Source organism: Microcoleus sp. EPA2 (assembly GCA_020882975.1).
Taxonomy (GTDB): domain Bacteria; phylum Cyanobacteriota; class Cyanobacteriia; order Cyanobacteriales; family Microcoleaceae; genus Microcoleus.
This window is the reverse complement of the sequence record JAHRFD010000014.1, coordinates 1-16,178: the sequence shown is the minus strand read 5'-3', so window position 1 is coordinate 16,178 and position 16,178 is coordinate 1. Positions and strand designations below refer to the sequence as shown.

Annotated in this window: 18 protein-coding genes; 8 read left to right on the top strand and 10 right to left on the bottom strand. The window is 43.8% G+C overall.

All coding sequences use genetic code 11. From position 1 onward, the window contains the following. Window positions 1-12: 12 nt before the first annotated feature. Window positions 13-1,575 (top strand): phenylacetate--CoA ligase family protein, encoded by a 1,563-nt coding sequence (locus tag AAFP14_RS14210; RefSeq protein ID WP_341732902.1) that lies wholly within the window; start codon window positions 13-15, stop codon window positions 1,573-1,575. A 93-nt stretch (window positions 1,576-1,668) separates the two neighbouring features. Here the strand turns inward: AAFP14_RS14210 and AAFP14_RS14205 are convergent, their stop codons facing one another. The 5 genes from AAFP14_RS14205 to AAFP14_RS14185 all read right to left on the bottom strand — a co-directional run bounded on the left by AAFP14_RS14205 (window position 1,669) and on the right by AAFP14_RS14185 (window position 7,369). After that, window positions 1,669-2,727 (bottom strand): ParB N-terminal domain-containing protein, encoded by a 1,059-nt coding sequence (locus tag AAFP14_RS14205; protein ID WP_341732901.1) that lies wholly within the window; start codon window positions 2,725-2,727, stop codon window positions 1,669-1,671. Window positions 2,728-3,105: 378 nt separating this feature from the next. Beyond that, window positions 3,106-4,026 carry a ParB N-terminal domain-containing protein gene (locus AAFP14_RS14200; protein WP_341732900.1) on the bottom strand — a complete coding sequence of 307 codons (921 nt, stop codon included), beginning with the start codon at window positions 4,024-4,026 and terminating at the stop codon, window positions 3,106-3,108. Then, window positions 4,026-5,540 (bottom strand): AAA family ATPase, encoded by a 1,515-nt coding sequence (locus AAFP14_RS14195; protein WP_341732899.1) that lies wholly within the window; start codon window positions 5,538-5,540, stop codon window positions 4,026-4,028. Before AAFP14_RS14195 ends, AAFP14_RS14200 begins: the two co-directional genes overlap by 1 nt. Window positions 5,541-5,752: 212 nt before the next feature. Next, window positions 5,753-6,805, bottom strand: coding sequence for a fatty acid desaturase (locus tag AAFP14_RS14190; RefSeq protein WP_341732898.1), 1,053 nt, complete (start codon window positions 6,803-6,805; stop codon window positions 5,753-5,755). A gap of 294 nt (window positions 6,806-7,099) precedes the next feature. After that, window positions 7,100-7,369 (bottom strand): hypothetical protein, encoded by a 270-nt coding sequence (locus AAFP14_RS14185; RefSeq protein WP_341732897.1) that lies wholly within the window; start codon window positions 7,367-7,369, stop codon window positions 7,100-7,102. A 139-nt stretch (window positions 7,370-7,508) separates the two neighbouring features. Here AAFP14_RS14185 and thrC point away from each other — a divergent pair, with 139 nt between their 5' ends. From thrC to AAFP14_RS14170, 3 genes are all read left to right on the top strand, one after another. Further along, window positions 7,509-8,633, top strand: coding sequence for a threonine synthase (gene thrC, locus AAFP14_RS14180; RefSeq protein ID WP_472851052.1), 1,125 nt, complete (start codon window positions 7,509-7,511; stop codon window positions 8,631-8,633). A gap of 210 nt (window positions 8,634-8,843) precedes the next feature. Next, window positions 8,844-9,479: a Uma2 family endonuclease gene (locus AAFP14_RS14175; RefSeq protein ID WP_341732895.1), complete on the top strand. Its 636-nt coding sequence runs from the start codon at window positions 8,844-8,846 to the stop codon at window positions 9,477-9,479. A gap of 323 nt (window positions 9,480-9,802) precedes the next feature. Then, window positions 9,803-10,840 (top strand): aldo/keto reductase, encoded by a 1,038-nt coding sequence (locus AAFP14_RS14170; protein WP_341732894.1) that lies wholly within the window; start codon window positions 9,803-9,805, stop codon window positions 10,838-10,840. Between the two features lie 46 nt (window positions 10,841-10,886). Here the strand turns inward: AAFP14_RS14170 and AAFP14_RS14165 are convergent, their stop codons facing one another. Beyond that, window positions 10,887-11,501 (bottom strand): hypothetical protein, encoded by a 615-nt coding sequence (locus AAFP14_RS14165; RefSeq protein ID WP_341732893.1) that lies wholly within the window; start codon window positions 11,499-11,501, stop codon window positions 10,887-10,889. A gap of 90 nt (window positions 11,502-11,591) precedes the next feature. Between AAFP14_RS14165 and AAFP14_RS14160 the strand changes: the two genes are divergently transcribed. Then, the gene (locus AAFP14_RS14160) at window positions 11,592-12,608 is read left to right on the top strand and encodes a YihY/virulence factor BrkB family protein (RefSeq protein WP_341732892.1); all 1,017 of its coding nucleotides are present in this window, start codon (window positions 11,592-11,594) and stop codon (window positions 12,606-12,608) included. 100 nt (window positions 12,609-12,708) lie between these two features. On the opposite strand, the gene AAFP14_RS14155 is transcribed toward AAFP14_RS14160, so the two are convergent. Beyond that, window positions 12,709-12,897, bottom strand: a complete 189-nt coding sequence (locus tag AAFP14_RS14155; protein ID WP_341732891.1) for a hypothetical protein — start codon at window positions 12,895-12,897, stop codon at window positions 12,709-12,711. Here AAFP14_RS14155 and AAFP14_RS14150 point away from each other — a divergent pair. Continuing rightward, window positions 12,896-13,558, top strand: coding sequence for a hypothetical protein (locus tag AAFP14_RS14150; RefSeq protein WP_341732890.1), 663 nt, complete (start codon window positions 12,896-12,898; stop codon window positions 13,556-13,558). The genes AAFP14_RS14155 and AAFP14_RS14150 overlap by 2 nt on opposite strands. Window positions 13,559-13,649: 91 nt before the next feature. On the opposite strand, the gene AAFP14_RS14145 is transcribed toward AAFP14_RS14150, so the two are convergent. The 3 genes from AAFP14_RS14145 to AAFP14_RS14135 all read right to left on the bottom strand — a co-directional run bounded on the left by AAFP14_RS14145 (window position 13,650) and on the right by AAFP14_RS14135 (window position 15,421). Continuing rightward, window positions 13,650-14,342, bottom strand: a complete 693-nt coding sequence (locus AAFP14_RS14145) for an MAE_28990/MAE_18760 family HEPN-like nuclease (RefSeq protein ID WP_341732889.1) — start codon at window positions 14,340-14,342, stop codon at window positions 13,650-13,652. Between the two features lie 111 nt (window positions 14,343-14,453). After that, the gene (locus tag AAFP14_RS14140; RefSeq protein ID WP_341732888.1) at window positions 14,454-14,936 is read right to left on the bottom strand and encodes a DUF262 domain-containing protein; all 483 of its coding nucleotides are present in this window, start codon (window positions 14,934-14,936) and stop codon (window positions 14,454-14,456) included. 254 nt (window positions 14,937-15,190) lie between these two features. Next, complete coding sequence (locus tag AAFP14_RS14135; protein WP_341732887.1) at window positions 15,191-15,421, bottom strand: hypothetical protein; 231 nt, start codon at window positions 15,419-15,421, stop codon at window positions 15,191-15,193. 207 nt (window positions 15,422-15,628) lie between these two features. Here AAFP14_RS14135 and AAFP14_RS14130 point away from each other — a divergent pair, with 207 nt between their 5' ends. Both AAFP14_RS14130 and AAFP14_RS14125 read left to right on the top strand, forming a co-directional pair. Further along, window positions 15,629-15,805 (top strand): ribbon-helix-helix domain-containing protein, encoded by a 177-nt coding sequence (locus AAFP14_RS14130; protein ID WP_341732886.1) that lies wholly within the window; start codon window positions 15,629-15,631, stop codon window positions 15,803-15,805. A 53-nt stretch (window positions 15,806-15,858) separates the two neighbouring features. Beyond that, complete coding sequence (locus AAFP14_RS14125) at window positions 15,859-16,035, top strand: ribbon-helix-helix domain-containing protein (protein ID WP_341732885.1); 177 nt, start codon at window positions 15,859-15,861, stop codon at window positions 16,033-16,035. Window positions 16,036-16,178 lie beyond the last annotated feature (143 nt).

Here is a 16,178-nt window from a genome sequence, read left to right as displayed (position 1 = left end):
CAGGAGGAAAAAATGCAGAAAGAACAGCGTCAACGAGCTGAGAAAGCATATCAAGAGTTTTGGAACACAGCCCTGGAAAAACGATTGCAACAACAGCAGGAAGCTTCTCCTGAAACAGTTGAGATTCCCTGGGGAATAGCTGGGCTTCAGGCACTTTTTCAAAACGTCGCTGTAACTGTTCCCGCTTACCAAACTTTTTTAGCTAAACATAACATTAATCCTGCGGAGATTCAAAGCTTTGAAGACTTCCAAAAATTGCCACTAATTACTAAAGACAATTATTTGCGCTGTCACCGACTAGCTGAGTTGTGTCGCGGTGGTAAATTAGAAACTTGCGATTTCATTGCTGTTTCTTCTGGTTCCACAGGAAAACCCACTTTTTGGCCGCGCTTCCTCAGCGATGAGTTGCAAATTGCTACTCGCTTTGAACAAATATTTTATGACAGTTTTTACGCCGATACTCGTTCAACTTTAGCTGTGATATGCTTTGCGTTGGGGACTTGGGTGGGGGGAATGTATACCGCGAATTGTTGCCGCCATTTAGCGAGTAAAGGTTATCCAGTGACGGTGGTAACACCGGGAAATAATAAAACAGAAATATTGCGGGTTGTGCAGGAACTTGGAGCGGATTTTGAGCAAGTGGTATTGTTAGGATATCCACCCTTTATTAAGGATGTCATTGATAGTGGCATTGCTGCGGGTGTGGAGTGGGAAAAATATGGAATTAAGATGGTGTTTGCGGGGGAAGTTTTTAGCGAAGAATGGCGGAGTTTGGTTAGCGATCGCACTCATTCTCCCAATCTATATTACAACTCTGCTAGCCTTTACGGCACTGCCGATGCAGGAGTTTTAGCTAACGAGACACCGCTGAGTATTTGCATCCGCCACTTTTTAGCAAATAATCCTGAAGCTGCACGCAATTTATTTGGAGAATCGCGGTTGCCCAGCTTGATGCAGTACGATCCGAACAGTCGCTTTTTTGAAGTGAATGATGATGGTACATTGCTATTTTCTGGAGACAATGGCATCCCATTAATACGTTATCATATTTCTGACAATGGTGGCTTAATTTCTTATGAAGCAATGCTCGATTTTTTAGCTGCATGGGGATTTAACCCTGGGGAACATTTGCAAGCAGCAGCAGCTTTAAATTTATTGCCAAATTCAGATTTTCCTAGAGGGATTCGACGGCTACCCTTTGTCTATGTATTTGGGCGATCGCACTTTACGGTTTCCTACTTCGGTGCTAACATTTACCCAGAAAATGTCACCGTCGGTTTAGAGGTTCCCACCATTCGGGAATGGGTGACGGGAAAGTTTGTGCTGCAAGTTAGGGAGGATTCCGATCGAAATCGGTTTTTATCTGTGGTTGTGGAATTAGCACCGGGGGTGGATGGTGATGAGGAGAAAAAAAGGGCGATCGCATCTTCTATTCTCTCACAATTGCGGCGGCTAAACAGCGAATTTGCCAACTATGTACCGCCAGAATATCAATTACCCATTGTGACGCTAACTGCAACGGGGGATTCGGAGTATTTTCCTATGGGTGTGAAGCATCGATATACTCGGCACTAATCTGTTTTGATACAGTATTTTAGCAATGTTTTAATATCTGTGTTAAATACCCGAATTATTTAAGAATTCGGGTAGCTTGGTATTCCCTCGATTTTATTTACCGTCAATGCGTTTGAGAGCAGCCAGAATTTCTGGTCGTTTCATCCGTGCATAACCTCGCAATTTCCGCTCTTTGCCGATCGCCTTCAAGCGTCTGAGGGAGAGACTGTCGTAGTCTTCTGGTGGGGATTGCAACGGCGGTAATTGTGGCAAAAACGGTTTTTTGGGCTGTGTTTTAGACTTAGTTTTCGGCTTGGTCTCTGGTGGTATTCCAGAGTTGTGGACGGTGCCTCCAAGTTGGTGACGGAGCCTTGCAATTTGATTTTTCAGGTCTGATTCTAGACCTGTAATTGCCTCCGCCACAAACTGATTAATTGTTTCGACGGTGAATTCTAATTTAATTGACAGCAATTTCTCGAATTCATCCAACAGTGTTAACGCACCTTCCAGATTCATCTCATCCATCGCAGCAGACGTGGGAGGAATATTGATGCCAGATCGCTCAATTTTTTTAGCCAATTTGTCTACCTTTTTGTTAAATGTTTGTTCAATTTCTTCGATTACAATCCTAATCTGTTCTATTTTGTCGCCCTCTAACTTCTGCTCAGTTAGAGCTTTTACTTGTTTTTTGAGCAGGTCTTCATTTTTTTTTATTGAGTGTTCTATTTGTTTTGTTAGACTTTCTACTTTTTTTTGAAATGATAGCTCAAATTGTTGCAGTAGACTCTCAATTTGGGCTGTTTTTTGAGTTGGCTGTGGAGCTAAAAGTTCCATTTCTGTTTGAGCAGCAGCTACTTCCTCATCGGTCATTTCAAACACCCAAGCCCACATTTGTGCGAGGCCAAGTTCTTTAGCAACTATGCACCAATCAGCACCGCAGACAACTTCGTATTCTTCTTCGTTGCTGTAAGCTTCTGTGGGGCGTACAATTAAAGGAATCAAGTTGCTCCCTTGCTCAATTAGACTTCTTCTGAGAGCTTCGCGGCGATCGCGGATAATTTCGCCCCGCTGAGTCTCTGGTATCGCAATTTGGGAAGTGTAAATTTGACTGTGACTAATTGGCTTAATCCGCAAATATTCAATTATTCGGTTTTGATCTTGCGATCGCTCCATCTTGTTAAAAACCCCCTTTTTTATAAAAATTAGGTGTTTTAGGGATTTATGTATATCTACGCGGCTTCCGTGGGGCGACATCCCTGGCGATCGACAAAAGTTACTGCAATTCCTAAAACAAGCGACTGTGATGAGTTTAACTGGCTGGGGGACACCAATGATACATTGCTTAACTCATCTTTACTTTTGTTAGTGTGGAGCCTCACTGGGCTAACGTTCCCAGTGGGCGCAGAGCGTGTTTTATTGACCCGGAGATCCCCCCTAGCCCCCCTTAACAAGGGGGGAACAAGAGCATTCAAAGTCCCCCTTATTAAGGGGGATTTAGGGGGATCTGAACCTAATTGGAAAGGCAAGAAAACACGCTACAGGAATTGCGAGTTATGAGTATTTGTGCCACTTGTCAATTATTTTAATCATTGTTTTGTCGGTTAACCCGTCAATACGTTTCACCGCACTTGTAAATGACTCAAACGGCCGCACATCTCGCTCTTCGAGTATTATTTCGAGTATTGTTTCGATTACTTTAGGCTTCAGCCCAGCATCTTTAAAAGTCGCCGAAAGTTCAGATTTCTCTAGAGTATTGAGCGCTGATAACAGCGACATTGGTTGGGAAGTTACGTTTTCAACCGCCTGTTTTTTGGGCGGCGACTCTGGTTTCAACTCATTAATTCTATTTGCTAAGCCAGCTTCAACTAACAGAGGTACTTGTTGTAAGATTCGGTTTTCAACTTCTTTTATACTCTGGGCTAAAACCTGTTGTTCGCGGGCGTACTCGGCTTTTAATTCATTAATTTGATTTTCTAACCTAGTTTCAATATTTGTTAGTCGCTGTTCTAAACTGGATGAATCTTCGGGAGTTTCGTTTTCACATAAATTAGGGACTTCGACTAAAGAAACCGGGTTTTTTATGGAGTCTGCGGGCTGCGATGAAGTATTTTCGTCAAAAAACCCGGTTTCTGGACTTTCAACTAAATTGCCAGTTTGGGCTGATTTCCTCAGCGCTTTAACCTGCTCTAGGAGAAGTTCTTCATTTTCTGGTTCCAGAATAAATGCTCCGATGGTCTCGCCTTTCATAGGGTTGATTTCCCTGGCTTTCGCCGCCGCATAGTATTCAAAGTCTCCGTCTACTATCTCGTAGGCTTCCATCCCGTTGCGCCGGAGAATTATGGGGTTGATCAATCCTCCTAATTCTAAAATTAGTTGGGCGACTTTCTCCAAATCGCGATCGGCAAAATTGTCACGAGGAACTTTAGATGTAATCTTTTTTACTGCTACCAACGAGGGGGATAATTTTTGCATTATTTTTCACCTATCTTTTCCAAGACTTCCATTGCTAATACTTCAAACTCTTGGGATGCGATTGAATCTGGCTTAAAGTCTAACACGGAGATAGGGTCGGCAATTTCGATATCTCCGAATATTTGAGTTTGTTCTGCACACTTAGCCAAATCATCTCTTTCATAAATTACGCTTTCCATAATTTCTATACCGTAACGTTTGGGAATTGCATCCCTCCGCCTAGGCAAACTGTATTGTATAAATTTACCGTTAGTTGAGATTTTACAAGGAAGTACACCTAAAACCTGTAGAGGATTTTTGCCGATTTGTTTCTTAAATCCATTAACTTTTTTGATAAAATCTTTGACATTAATTAATCCTTGATTCGCAAAAGGCTTTAAGTCAGAAGGAATAATTAAATAATCGGCTGCAATCAGGGCAACTCTGGCATAAAAATTTAAAGACGGTGGCGTATCAATCAATACAATATCGTATTTATCTTGTACTTCTGCTAGTTTCTGTATCAGAATCATTCTACTGTAATCCAGTGAGTTTAGTTCTGTTTCATATTGCATTAAATCAATGTGAGAAGGAATTACATCTATTGCTGGACTGCAAAAATTAGACTTTCTAGCTACTTCTGATATTGAATAAAAATCCTCTGATTGTAAGATGTGCAGAATATTTTTTTGTTTCAAATCATCATCTTCTTCGTCATCAAATTTGACTAAACCTGTGGCAAAGGTTGTATTAGCTTGACTGTCTAAGTCTATCACCAAGACTCTTTTACATTGCTTGCTGAGGGCGGCGGCTAAATTGACTACGGTTGTAGTTTTGCCGACTCCGCCTTTATTGTGGTAAACAGCAATTATTTTCATAGTATTTTGACTGGTTGTGGGTTCAACTAGATCTAATTTTATTTTTGGTACAATTTCGGGAGCGAATGGCACTATTTCTGGCACATTTTCCGGTTGGGAGATTGGATTTGGTGGCGGTTCGACGTTGGCTGGATGATTTAGAGCGATCGCTATTTCGTTAGTCAAATCACGAGTAACTAAATTTAGTTGACTATCTTTTAGTTCGAGATTTTCTGGACTTTTGATTATTTTTAAACTATCTCTGCCAATTAAAGCAATAATTTCATCGATTCTGGTTTCAAGTTCTTGGCCAGAGCAATTGAATACTAGCTGAATCTCGGAGGCTGCTATTTCATATATTCTAATTTCTTTCGCATTGGTGATCAGTCCGTAGCGAATGTTTAAGCTTGTTAAGTAACGTTTCAGTCTCCTGATGTGGCGGTCTAATTTTTCCTTCGGATGTTTCGCCTCAATTACTACGCTCATTGGCGAGTCGGCATCGATGACTATGGGGAGAACTTGGGTGGCGAAGGATAGGAAGTCTAGACGGATATTCCCAAAGGCTATTTCTTGGTACCAATTGTCGGGGGTATAGCCCAGTTTTGGCAGTAGATAGCTGACAATTAGTTTGGTTTCTACTTCGCTTTCGTTGCGACAGTTATTGGGATTAAAAGTCATGTTTCATTGGGAATTGGGAATTGGGAATTGGGAATTGGGAATTCTTAACCAATAACCCTTCGACGCTTCGCTGGCTGGCGACGCTAGGCGGTTCCTGAGCCTAGTCGAAGGGCTGGGTACAGTAAATAACCAATAACCAATAACCCTTCGACGCTTCGCTCAGGGCGACACCAATAACCAATAGCTAATGACTGCTGACTAATGACTGCTGACTACTTAGCTTGAGCTTTAAAATCTTCCAATGTCAGATAGCCACCCGCGGGATCGTAGAGGTGACAGTTGTCGGCAATCCGCTTCATCAAAGACCAAGAAAATTTGGTTTCATAGAGATGATTTTGCCAATTTTCTTTCAAGCTACTGTGGGCTAGCCGCAAGTTATACCAGGGAATTGCTGTTGACAAGTGGTGGGGAACGTGGACGTTAATGTCGTGACATAGGAACTCTACCCAGCGAGGATAATCGCAGTGAACTGTTCCCGATAGTTGCGCTTGGGCTTCATTCCATTCTGAAGGTTCTTTGAATGAAATGTCTGGTGCGGTGTGGTGAACAATCGTGAATGTGCTCATCCAGAAATGGTAAACCATCCAGGGCAGTAACCAAAATTTGACGAATCCCCAGATGCCTGTTGTGGCAATTAGTGTGGGAAATACGATCGCAGCACCGATTAAAACCACTAACACAGAAAAGCGGACTTGTTCTTGTTTCTGTTGGCCTTTGAAGCGCCACCACATGAAGTGCACTTTTGCCCAATGGGCGATCGAGCCTACCCACCATAGCGGACCAAAAATTAAACTATAAGCTATTTGTAAAGCCTTGGGAGCAGCAGCGTAGTCTTCTGCTCTCATGGGCTGCCAAGCATTATCTTCTCCAATTTTGTTGGTATGCTTGTGGTGATAATTGTGTCCGTGACGCCATGCGTGAAACGGGTAAATTAATGGCAAAAATGCTAGATGTCCGACTAAATCGTTTACCCAGCGGCGGTTAGAAAATGACCGGTGTCCGCAGTCGTGGCCGATCACAAAAAAACCGGTCAATGCAGTACCTGTGAAAATCCACATCAGGGGTAGTAGAAACCAAGGGGATACTGCTAGGCCCCAGTAACCGACAGCAACTAGCAAAACGTTGATGATGACTTTTGTCCAAGCTTTGCGGGGGTTTTTGACGAATACTTCCCGCGGCAGGGTTTTGAGAATATCTTTGAGGCGCAAGTTGGAAGTGTCACTTGCGGATGTCAAATTTAGTGGTTTTTCGATCGATGCTGTCATAAACTCTCTTGGAATGTTTGGAAATCCCCAACTAGAAGTTGGGGATCGATCTAGATTTTCCCTGTACCAGTAGAACCGGTCACAAAATTAACGCAGTACCATGTCGCCTGCTGCAAGTCAGCACCAGGCTAGTTTAGGTAGGCGATCGCGTTTTAAGAAGCGCGTTTTAACAAATGCTAGCTATCGCTAGCCGCAGATTAATTGGCTAGCGCTTTTGGTTAAAAAAACACTGCGGTCAACAAAACTTTACTTTTTATACCACAGGGGCGGCACAATTAGCACGAGTTGCTACTACTAATTGTTGTTGCTACCTGCAGAATTTTGGCCGATCGCAACTTGAGAGCCAGCAACAGAGCGTTGCTGTTTGAGGGTTTGCACTTGTAGCAGCAAGGATTCGATTTCTGCTTGCAGGTGCAGAAATTTAACTTGGTGGTCGGCTTGATACGGAGACTTCGCAGACTCTACTTTCCGGGTCAAACCGGTCGGTAGGGCAGAAGCACTAGCCATTTCGGGATTGCTAGCCGTGATTTGAGGCCGAGAAAGAGTGGATGAATTATTTGACATTAGTAATTGGGTAGACATATCTACACATTCACACCATTAAGTTACTTTAACCTGAACCGATCGTATTAAACATCAAATTAACCGATCGAGCTAAAATTGGTGTAAATTCCTTGGCCATTGCCTCAAAACCATTGACATCGTGACCCTGATTCTACCTGTAACTGACTCTGCTCATAACCCTGCTGCCCGCGCAGTCATGCCAAAACACTACGGCTGGCCGGGCTTAATCGAAGCTTATCGCCCCTACCTGCCGGTGACGGAAACTACGCCGGTAGTGACACTCCAAGAAGGCAACACTCCCCTGATTCCAGCACCTGCGATCGCCGCTCTCATCGGTAGAGACGTGCGAGTCCTAGTCAAATACGACGGCCTCAACCCCACTGGTAGTTTCAAAGACCGGGGGATGACAATGGCGATTTCCAAGGCCAAGGAAGCAGGTGCCAAGGCAGTAATTTGCGCCAGTACGGGCAATACTTCCGCAGCAGCAGCCGCCTACGCCCGACGTGGGGGGATGCGAGCTTTCGTATTGATTCCCGAAGGTTACGTGGCTTTGGGCAAGTTGGCCCAAGCTTTGCTCTACGGTGCGGAAGTGATTTCGATTCAAGGAAATTTCGATCGGGCTTTAGAAATAGTCCGGGAAATGGCCGTTAACTACCCGGTGACGTTGGTCAATTCGGTGAATCCTTACCGATTGGAAGGCCAAAAAACCGGCGCTTTTGAAGTCGTTGATGCTTTGGGCGATGCCCCAGACTGGCTGTGCATTCCCGTAGGAAATGCGGGAAACATCACAGCATACTGGATGGGTTTTTGTCAATACCATCAAGCGAAAAAATGTTCCCGCTTGCCAAAGATGATGGGATTTCAGGCGGCGGGGGCTGCACCTTTGGTGAGTGGATCGCCCGTGTCGCACCCAGAAACTCTGGCGACAGCGATTCGGATCGGCAACCCAGCTAGTTGGACACAGGCTGTGGCAGCTTCGGAAGCCAGCCGCGGCAGTTTTAGTGCTGTCACCGACGCTGAAATTCTGGATGCTTACCGTTTGTTAGCATCCCAGGAAGGGATTTTCTGCGAACCTGCGAGTGCAGCTTCTGTGGCCGGTTTGCTGAAGGTAAAAGACCAAGTTCCCACGGGAGCAACGGTAGTTTGCGTGCTGACTGGTAATGGTTTAAAAGACCCAGATACGGCAATTAATCACAGCAACAATCAGTTTAAAAATGGCATTGCTCCGACTTTGGATGCGGTAGCTGGGGCGATGGGATTTTAAGAAGAAGGAATTCGGGAACGACACGGATTCGGACAGGGAGAGACGGATGAATTTAACTGAGTTTTATTTCAGGAGATATGAATACTCTCTGTCCTTTTCTGTGTCTTTTCTTCTTCTGTCAAGGGGATGTCCTTGATGGGAGCCAAATCCGTTGCCGAATTTCCTTCGGCTATAATAGGATTACCTATCAAAAAGTTTTGAGAAAAAGTTATGCTACTAACCAAACCTCGTGCCGATCGAGTAGTTCTATATAATATCAGTTGGCAACAATTTGAGAAGTTGCTTGCGGATCTCGGTGAAAGCCGTGCTGCTAGATTCGCCTATGATAATGGAACTTTAGAAATTATGACACCATTACCCGAACATGAATACTACAAAGAAACGATCGGCATTTCCATTCAAGATATCGCAGAAGTGTTGGAGCAAGATTATGAAAGCTTAGGCTCAACCACTTGGAAGCGAGAAATCGAAAAAGCTGGGGTAGAACCAGACAATTGTTTCTACTTCCAGAATGAGTCAAAAATTCGCGGCAAACTCCAGTTTAATTTGGAACAAGATCCACCACCGGATTTGGCTTTAGAAATAGACGTAACAAGTAAATCTCTCAGTCGTTTTCCCATTTATGCTCGGTTGGGTGTGCCAGAAATTTGGTGTTATGATTCGGGTGAACTCAAAATCTACCAACGGTCGGGGAAAGAATATATAGAAGTACAAAATAGTTCTATTTTTCCAACTCTTCCGATACAAGAAATACCGGGATTAATCGAGCAAAATCGTAATTATGGGCGCATTTCTTTGCGTAAAGCCGTGCGAGCATGGGCGAGAGAAAAATCGGGAGAACTCTAAGATGTTTCTCAATCATCAAATTTAGACTAAGATCGCAAACCGCTACAACTTATTAATATACCCATTAGATTAGCTACATTATTCAGGAAATACTTATGGGGAGAAAACTCAGATTTGGCCGATCGACCAATCTTAAGTTGTTACCAAGGGCTTGTGCCATCAGATCGATCGCCAATCACACTCCTTCTTTAGAAAGAGGAAATGAAGCGACTGCCTTCTTACCATTGTAAAAGTTGACAGCCCGCAGTTAGGGCATACTAGGCCGTGCTTAGGGTGGCAAGAGAGCTGCTGTCGGCGTTAGTAGTTGCTTGAAGGAAAGATTTATGGGTATCAGCAGACGCGAGTTGTTAAAGGTAACTTCTGCTTCCGGTGTGGTAGCAGCAGGGCTGGCTGCTTCCGAAGGGTTTTTGAAACCTGTGTTAGCCCAAGGTGAAGTTAGCCAAGCTCAAACTAAAAGCGGGGAGATGACTTACAGAACTCTGGGGCGGACTGGAGAGCGAGTGTCTGCTATTGGCCTTGGGGGACACCATATCGGACGCCTGCGAGAGGAGCAAGATAGTATTAAGTTGATCCGAAGTGCGATCGATCGTGGCATCAATTTTATGGACAACTCCTGGGACTATCACAACGGACGCAGCCACCGCTGGATGGGTGCAGCCCTTAAGGATGGCTATCGGGAAAAGGTGTTTTTGATGACCAAAATCGACGGTCGCACTAAGGGCGCTGCGATGATGCAGATTGACGACTCGTTGAAGTCGTTGCAGACCGATCGCATTGACCTGATGCAGCATCATGAAATTATTAGGATGGAAGACCCCGATCGCATTTTTGGGGCTGGTGGGGCAATGGAAGCTGTGGTGGAAGCGCAGAAGGCGGGCAAGATTCGCTACATCGGGTTTACAGGACACAAAGACCCTTTAGTTCACTTGCGGATGCTGGAACTTGCCACTCAAAACAATTTCCGTTTTGACACGGTACAGATGCCGCTGAATGTGATGGATGGTCATTTCAGAAGTTTTGAGCAACAAGTTTTGCCGGTGCTGGTGAAGAACCAAATGGGTGTGTTGGGGATGAAATCTATGGGCGATTCCTATGTACTTAGAAGCAATACTGTTACCCCCATCGAATGTCTTCACTATGCGATGAATCTACCTACTTCAGTGGTGATTACTGGTATTGATACGATGCAACTCTTGGATCAAGCCTTTGAAGCAGTCCGCACGTTTGTGCCGATGGATCGGGCACAAGTGGCGGCGATGTTGAATCGCACTCGCGAGGCGGCGCTGAAAGGGCAGTACGAACTTTATAAGACCAGTAGTCAATTTGATAGTACGGCAATGAACCCATCATGGCTGGGATAGTTGCAGATAGTATCATTTAGCACCCACAAATACTGACTAATTACTACTAACTTTCAAAAGGTGGTAGCTGAAGTAACGGATTTTTAGAAGGTGGAAGTTGGGCCGGATTGTGGCGGATTTCGATCGCAGTTTCGCCGGGATTTCCCGTGGTAACAGGTACTATCTCCAAAGAATAGGCTGTCTCTGTTTTTGCAGGGGCAGGATTTTTGGCTTTCGTGAGCAAGTCCACGGCGTCTCCTAGGGCGCTAGTTAAATTTTTGCTAGTTTCGGCGTGGCGCGCTTCTTCTTGTTTGAGGGCTTGAGTCAGTTGTTTGATTTGTTCGATCGCCCGATCGCGCTCTTGGAGTACCATAACTAATTTAGCTTTAAGTTCCCCCACTGTTTGCAGTTGTTCCACTTCTTCCAGGCGGGCAATTCCAGTTGCTTCGCCTTCCGATACAATGGGAGAGAAAGTTTGGAGTTGCTGTATTTGTGTTTCTAAATTGGCGATCGTTTGCTGAGTGAGTTTAGTATCATTCCGGCGCTGTTCGGCTTCGGTATTGTAGAGTTGACGCCACTGAGCCGCACTTTCGCCGGCCTCATCGCGATCGCGCGTCATTTCTGTTAACTGCTGTTGCAGCCGCTTGATTTCATCTAACCACTGTCTGACATCTTGAACCATATTGATTTTAGATTGGGGAATTGGGAATTGGCAATTGCGAATTGCGAATTGCGAATTGCGAATTGGGAATTGGTAATAGCTTAATTAATTATGAACATTTATTACTGGCTGCGCTACCTGATTTTAGCTTTATTTCGGGTGCTTTGGAAGGTACTGAGAGCTATCAAACAGAAATTTAGTCACTTTTGGCTATTTTGTCGCTGTTTGACTTGGGGGACGCTTCGGGAGGTCTGCGTGAAGGCAGGAGAGCAGCGGTTGCCGGGGCTATCGGCGGAAATGGCCTACAATTCTATGCTGGCGTTGTTTCCGGGGTTGTTGGCTATGTTATCGGCGATCGCGCTTTTTGAACCTTTGCAATCAACACTGTATCAAATCGCCGGTCTTTTAGGCGAAGTCATACCCGATGATGTGCGCAATTTGATTCGGAGTTCCCTCAAAGAAATCCTTTTATATCGCAACCAACAACTATTTTCTCTGAGTTTTGTAGCATCCTTGTGGGCTTTTTCTGGAGTAATGAGCGCGGCCATGGCTGCCCTCGATCGCATCCATGAAATTCCGCCCGATCGAACTCGCTCTTTTGTGAAGGCAAAACTGATTTCTTTGACCCTGAGTATCGGTACAATTATACTATTAATTATGGCATCGGGAGCAGTCTTTGTCAGCGACTTAATTGTACAAGCTATTGCCCGCGAGAGTTGTCTGCTGGAGTCCGTTGCTAATTGCAATTTAAAAGATGTTAAAAATTGCTTATCGTTGGTGAAAAATTGCCCTTTGGAGTCGCAACTGTTGGCTGTTTGGCGGTTGTGGCGCTGGCCGATTGCTTTGGGAATTATATCAGTTGCCTTTGCTTTTATTTACCGCTACGGACCGAGCCGCCACCAACGAAATATACCGATTTTTTCTGGTGCTGTCTTTGCGGCTGTTTTGTGGGCGCTGATTTCAGCTTTGTTTCGCTTCTACGTTTTGCATTTGGGCAATTACAGTTGGACTTACGGGACGATCGGCACTTTTATTGTTTTGCTATTGTGGCTGGATCTTTGTTGTTTGGTGATGCTGATAGGAGCGCAATTGAATGTGACTGTTGGAAAGGCAATGAAATTAAAATAATGGGTTATTTGTTATTGGTTATTTGTTATTAGTTATTTTTATGACAAGAGTGAACAGTGAACAGTTAACAGTTAACAAACTATTATTACCGGACACGAAATTATCTACGCAGTATAGTGCTGAGGATACCCGCGACAAAAGACAGCAAAATCAGTATCCACATCACCACACCCGGAATGAATGTCAAGAGGCCAACGCCTCTGAGAATCCAAACTAACAAGGTGATGCCCAATATAGCCCAAAAGACGCGGGTAGATAGTCGCATTTGAAATCTAGGAGAATTAGTCATGTTCAATATTAAAGTTTTGTCTGGATCGATGATAGCTGTTTTATTGGCGATCGGCTCTTATTTGGGAGCAATATCAAATCCCGGTGTCGCTGTGGCGCGTGTCAGTACCAACGCGCAGCCAAAAGTGGCTAATGCTGCTCAAAAACCTGCCTCTGCAAGTGTAGCAATTAGCGATCGCACAATGGGAACAGCCAAGGTCGGGATGACTTTCGGACAACTAAAAAAGACTTTGGGTGCGACGGCGCAGTTTAAGGTTGAGTCTCCTTTTATGGTTGATTTTGATGCTGTGGCCCTCATCCAGTCGGGAAAAGTGCAATATCGGATTATTTATGCTGCGGGTACAAAGCTAAAGGATACAGATGTCATTGAAATTTTGATGACAGACAATGCCAATTATAAAACAGCTCAGGGCGTGGGGGCAGGAATGACTCTCAAACAAGCCGAGGCAATTTACGGCAAGACTACTTTATCTTATAATGTTGATAATGAAATGAGAGAAAATGTAGTTTTTGCCAACCAACCGAGTAGAAAAATTATGTTTGTTCCCCAGGCTGAAGGAAAGCAATTTGCGGGAGTTTATGGCGCGGGTCAAGGGGGATTTTTTGAGACTAACAAGTATCAACCGAATGCTGTAATTAAGTCTGTGATGGTGCGGAAGTAGCCTTCCCATCATTCCCAGAAACCGGGTTTCTTCCGAGATATCTCGCCACCCAACCTAAATCATCCCAGAAACCCGGTTTCTTAGCCTAAAATTAAGGATTACCTGTAGTTACGTCCAAATACTCTTGATTGTCAAGATAAGTTTTAATATTCTCCAGTATTTGACGTAGGTATTCTCTGACTTCCTCCTTAATCTCTAAAAGTTCCTCAATAGTCTTATCTCGGCCCACGTCTTCAAAAGACTTAAGTCCGTGCGCTAAGTCGTTCCTGTTGTGTTTAATAACTACAAGGTTTTGCCCGTTCTTTGTCTTAGCAAAGTCTGTTTGATATGAAAAACCGTATTTTTCGGCTATTTCTTTAATCACCTTAGCATCCACATTCCCTGAAAATAGTTCTTTGCGTTCAAATGTAGCTATGATGATGTCTGTAGATATTTGGTTGATATGTAAATGAATTTTCTTAGGAGAACGCTTTTTAAGATTTTGAAGAACAATCATTTTGATTTCTGGTTTGAGTTGATCGAAGGAGATTGCTTGATTTTTAAACTCATCAAATATGGCTTCAATGGCATTTCGCATAGTGGATTCAACTAAATTATACAGCAACAAAAAACCATTAGCTTTGAGAGTTTTTGCTAACTCTGGATCGAGGCTTTGAATTTGGTATTTGCCACGAGTATCGAATAAAGCTAACTTCGTTGTCTGTTTTTCCAAGCTCTCCAGAAAAATGAAGTAATCATTCACCTCTTTGGCGCGTGTATTAAAGTCTAAAAATACAGTATTCATGAGTGTGACATGGCAGTTAATTGCGGAAATATTTAATACGCGCCACTACTTTATTTCTAAAACGGGTTGCCTCAGATTGTGTGCAGTATGTAAAATGGATTGACATTGCACTTAAAATGATTGTATCCGTTTAAATAAATCTCTTCGGACTTCCTTATTTGCAGCTTCAGTTAATTGGATCGTCCGAACTGTCTTTCGGTTGAAGTTCCTCTGCCGAGGCAGGAGTAAATCACTAAACTTAAATCCATTTAAACGCTCTATTTTTTCGAGTCCACTTAAGGTTAATTCGTTGTTAACAAATCTAGTTATGGTAAGAATGCGTTGTGCACCGTCTACGATCTCTAAACGTGGTTCATCATTTTCATCATGACCGATATCAACAACGAATATAGAAGGTATTGGCAGCCCCCAAATTACGGATTCGATAAACTTTGATTGCTTTGCTTCATCCCAAACAAATTCACGTTGGTAGTCCGGAATAAACAACTTATTAGTATTATCATTAATTCCTTCCATATATTTTTGAACGAGTATTTCGACTGGATACTCTTTCGTGTCGTAATTAATTTGCTTCTGCTTGTCGCGAATTTCCATTTCAGCAGCATTTCTGTCTTGAAGCGTAATTTGTTCTAGTTTCGAGCGCATATTTTTAAGTAACGAGAAAGTGTTGTGGATATGATAATTTTACCACAGCCCAAGGTTGATAAAGTCCTGTTCGGAGAATTTCAGTCTTGAGGCCACCCCAGTGTAAATTCTGATTTGGCTGAGAGGGTACGGACGATCGCACTTATCAAAAAAAGTGCGATCGCCAATGTTTAATTAACTGAAACCGCCGCGAAAATTACCATTTATAACGTGCTGGTGACGGGATTGGAAGGACGGCCCAACGCCGATAAACGGTGACTGTCCCCGCTTATATCGAACACAACCTCAAACTTAACGTGGGGTATAGTTTGTCGCAAAAACTGAAAATGCCCCTCTGCATCGGAACGACTGCGGAAGCGGGCGACAATTATCCATTGCTGAGTCGGTAACAAACGGGCGATCGCCCAACAGTGCAAGCGGTCTTTATAAGTCATAATTGAATACACTCCATTGATATTTTTGGAGCCAGAGCCAGCCCGGAACCTTGGACAGTAAGGGGCTGGCTTCTGACTTTTTAGGGTCTGAACCCTATATACACTTATAGCATCATTTGATGTTATAAGATGCAGATAACATAAAAATATATAAAATGATGTTAGAGTGTAAAATTAAAGACAATTGAAGTAAAACCGTGCCAGCCCATGCCTTCACGAATGCGAGTTACAGTTACACTGCCAGAAGACGTTCATCAGGCCCTGTCCGAATGGGCAGAAGAAGAAGATAGAACCCTTGCAAACCTGCTATCCCATGTGGCAGCTAAAGCAGTCAGAGATCGCCAAGAGCAGAAAAAGGAAGAATCAGAAAGCGATCGCACTTAAGCGATGGGCACAGCGTAAGATGGACTGTGTTGATATGTTTTGTAGTGCAACGAATGGCTTCACGGGGAAGAGTTACCGCATATCTGCCAGAGGAAATTCAAAAAGCTCTGGAAGAATGGGCAGAAGAAGAAAGCAGATCCGTTAGCAGTTTGGCAACGTACTTGCTGACTAAATCTGTTCGAGAGCGTCAAGAGATGATACTAAACGGCAGTTTCATAGACTTTTCCTGACATTAAAGACATCAGGTCCAAAAAACACGGTGTTCTTGTCGCAATCGCTGTCTGTAACTGGTAAAATAAGTATCAATGTTGGCACTCCTGACTTGCTCCCTGGCTATGTACGCCCTGAAGCTAGAACTCAAACTCAACAATGC

What these genes read in the sequence shown, in the direction of transcription:
- AAFP14_RS14210 (WP_341732902.1), top strand. Translation starts at nt 13, where the DNA reads ATGCAGAAAGAACAGCGTCAACGAGCTGAGAAAGCATATCAAGAGTTT.
- AAFP14_RS14205 (WP_341732901.1), bottom strand. Translation starts at nt 2,727, where the DNA reads ATGGAGCGATCGCAAGATCAAAACCGAATAATTGAATATTTGCGGATT.
- AAFP14_RS14200 (WP_341732900.1), bottom strand. Translation starts at nt 4,026, where the DNA reads ATGCAAAAATTATCCCCCTCGTTGGTAGCAGTAAAAAAGATTACATCT.
- AAFP14_RS14195 (WP_341732899.1), bottom strand. Translation starts at nt 5,540, where the DNA reads ATGACTTTTAATCCCAATAACTGTCGCAACGAAAGCGAAGTAGAAACC.
- AAFP14_RS14190 (WP_341732898.1), bottom strand. Translation starts at nt 6,805, where the DNA reads ATGACAGCATCGATCGAAAAACCACTAAATTTGACATCCGCAAGTGAC.
- AAFP14_RS14185 (WP_341732897.1), bottom strand. Translation starts at nt 7,369, where the DNA reads ATGTCAAATAATTCATCCACTCTTTCTCGGCCTCAAATCACGGCTAGC.
- AAFP14_RS14175 (WP_341732895.1), top strand. Translation starts at nt 8,844, where the DNA reads ATGCTACTAACCAAACCTCGTGCCGATCGAGTAGTTCTATATAATATC.
- AAFP14_RS14170 (WP_341732894.1), top strand. Translation starts at nt 9,803, where the DNA reads ATGGGTATCAGCAGACGCGAGTTGTTAAAGGTAACTTCTGCTTCCGGT.
- AAFP14_RS14165 (WP_341732893.1), bottom strand. Translation starts at nt 11,501, where the DNA reads ATGGTTCAAGATGTCAGACAGTGGTTAGATGAAATCAAGCGGCTGCAA.
- AAFP14_RS14160 (WP_341732892.1), top strand. Translation starts at nt 11,592, where the DNA reads ATGAACATTTATTACTGGCTGCGCTACCTGATTTTAGCTTTATTTCGG.
- AAFP14_RS14150 (WP_341732890.1), top strand. Translation starts at nt 12,896, where the DNA reads ATGTTCAATATTAAAGTTTTGTCTGGATCGATGATAGCTGTTTTATTG.
- AAFP14_RS14155 (WP_341732891.1), bottom strand. Translation starts at nt 12,897, where the DNA reads ATGACTAATTCTCCTAGATTTCAAATGCGACTATCTACCCGCGTCTTT.
- AAFP14_RS14145 (WP_341732889.1), bottom strand. Translation starts at nt 14,342, where the DNA reads ATGAATACTGTATTTTTAGACTTTAATACACGCGCCAAAGAGGTGAAT.
- AAFP14_RS14140 (WP_341732888.1), bottom strand. Translation starts at nt 14,936, where the DNA reads ATGGAAATTCGCGACAAGCAGAAGCAAATTAATTACGACACGAAAGAG.
- AAFP14_RS14135 (WP_341732887.1), bottom strand. Translation starts at nt 15,421, where the DNA reads ATGACTTATAAAGACCGCTTGCACTGTTGGGCGATCGCCCGTTTGTTA.
- AAFP14_RS14130 (WP_341732886.1), top strand. Translation starts at nt 15,629, where the DNA reads ATGCCTTCACGAATGCGAGTTACAGTTACACTGCCAGAAGACGTTCAT.
- AAFP14_RS14125 (WP_341732885.1), top strand. Translation starts at nt 15,859, where the DNA reads ATGGCTTCACGGGGAAGAGTTACCGCATATCTGCCAGAGGAAATTCAA.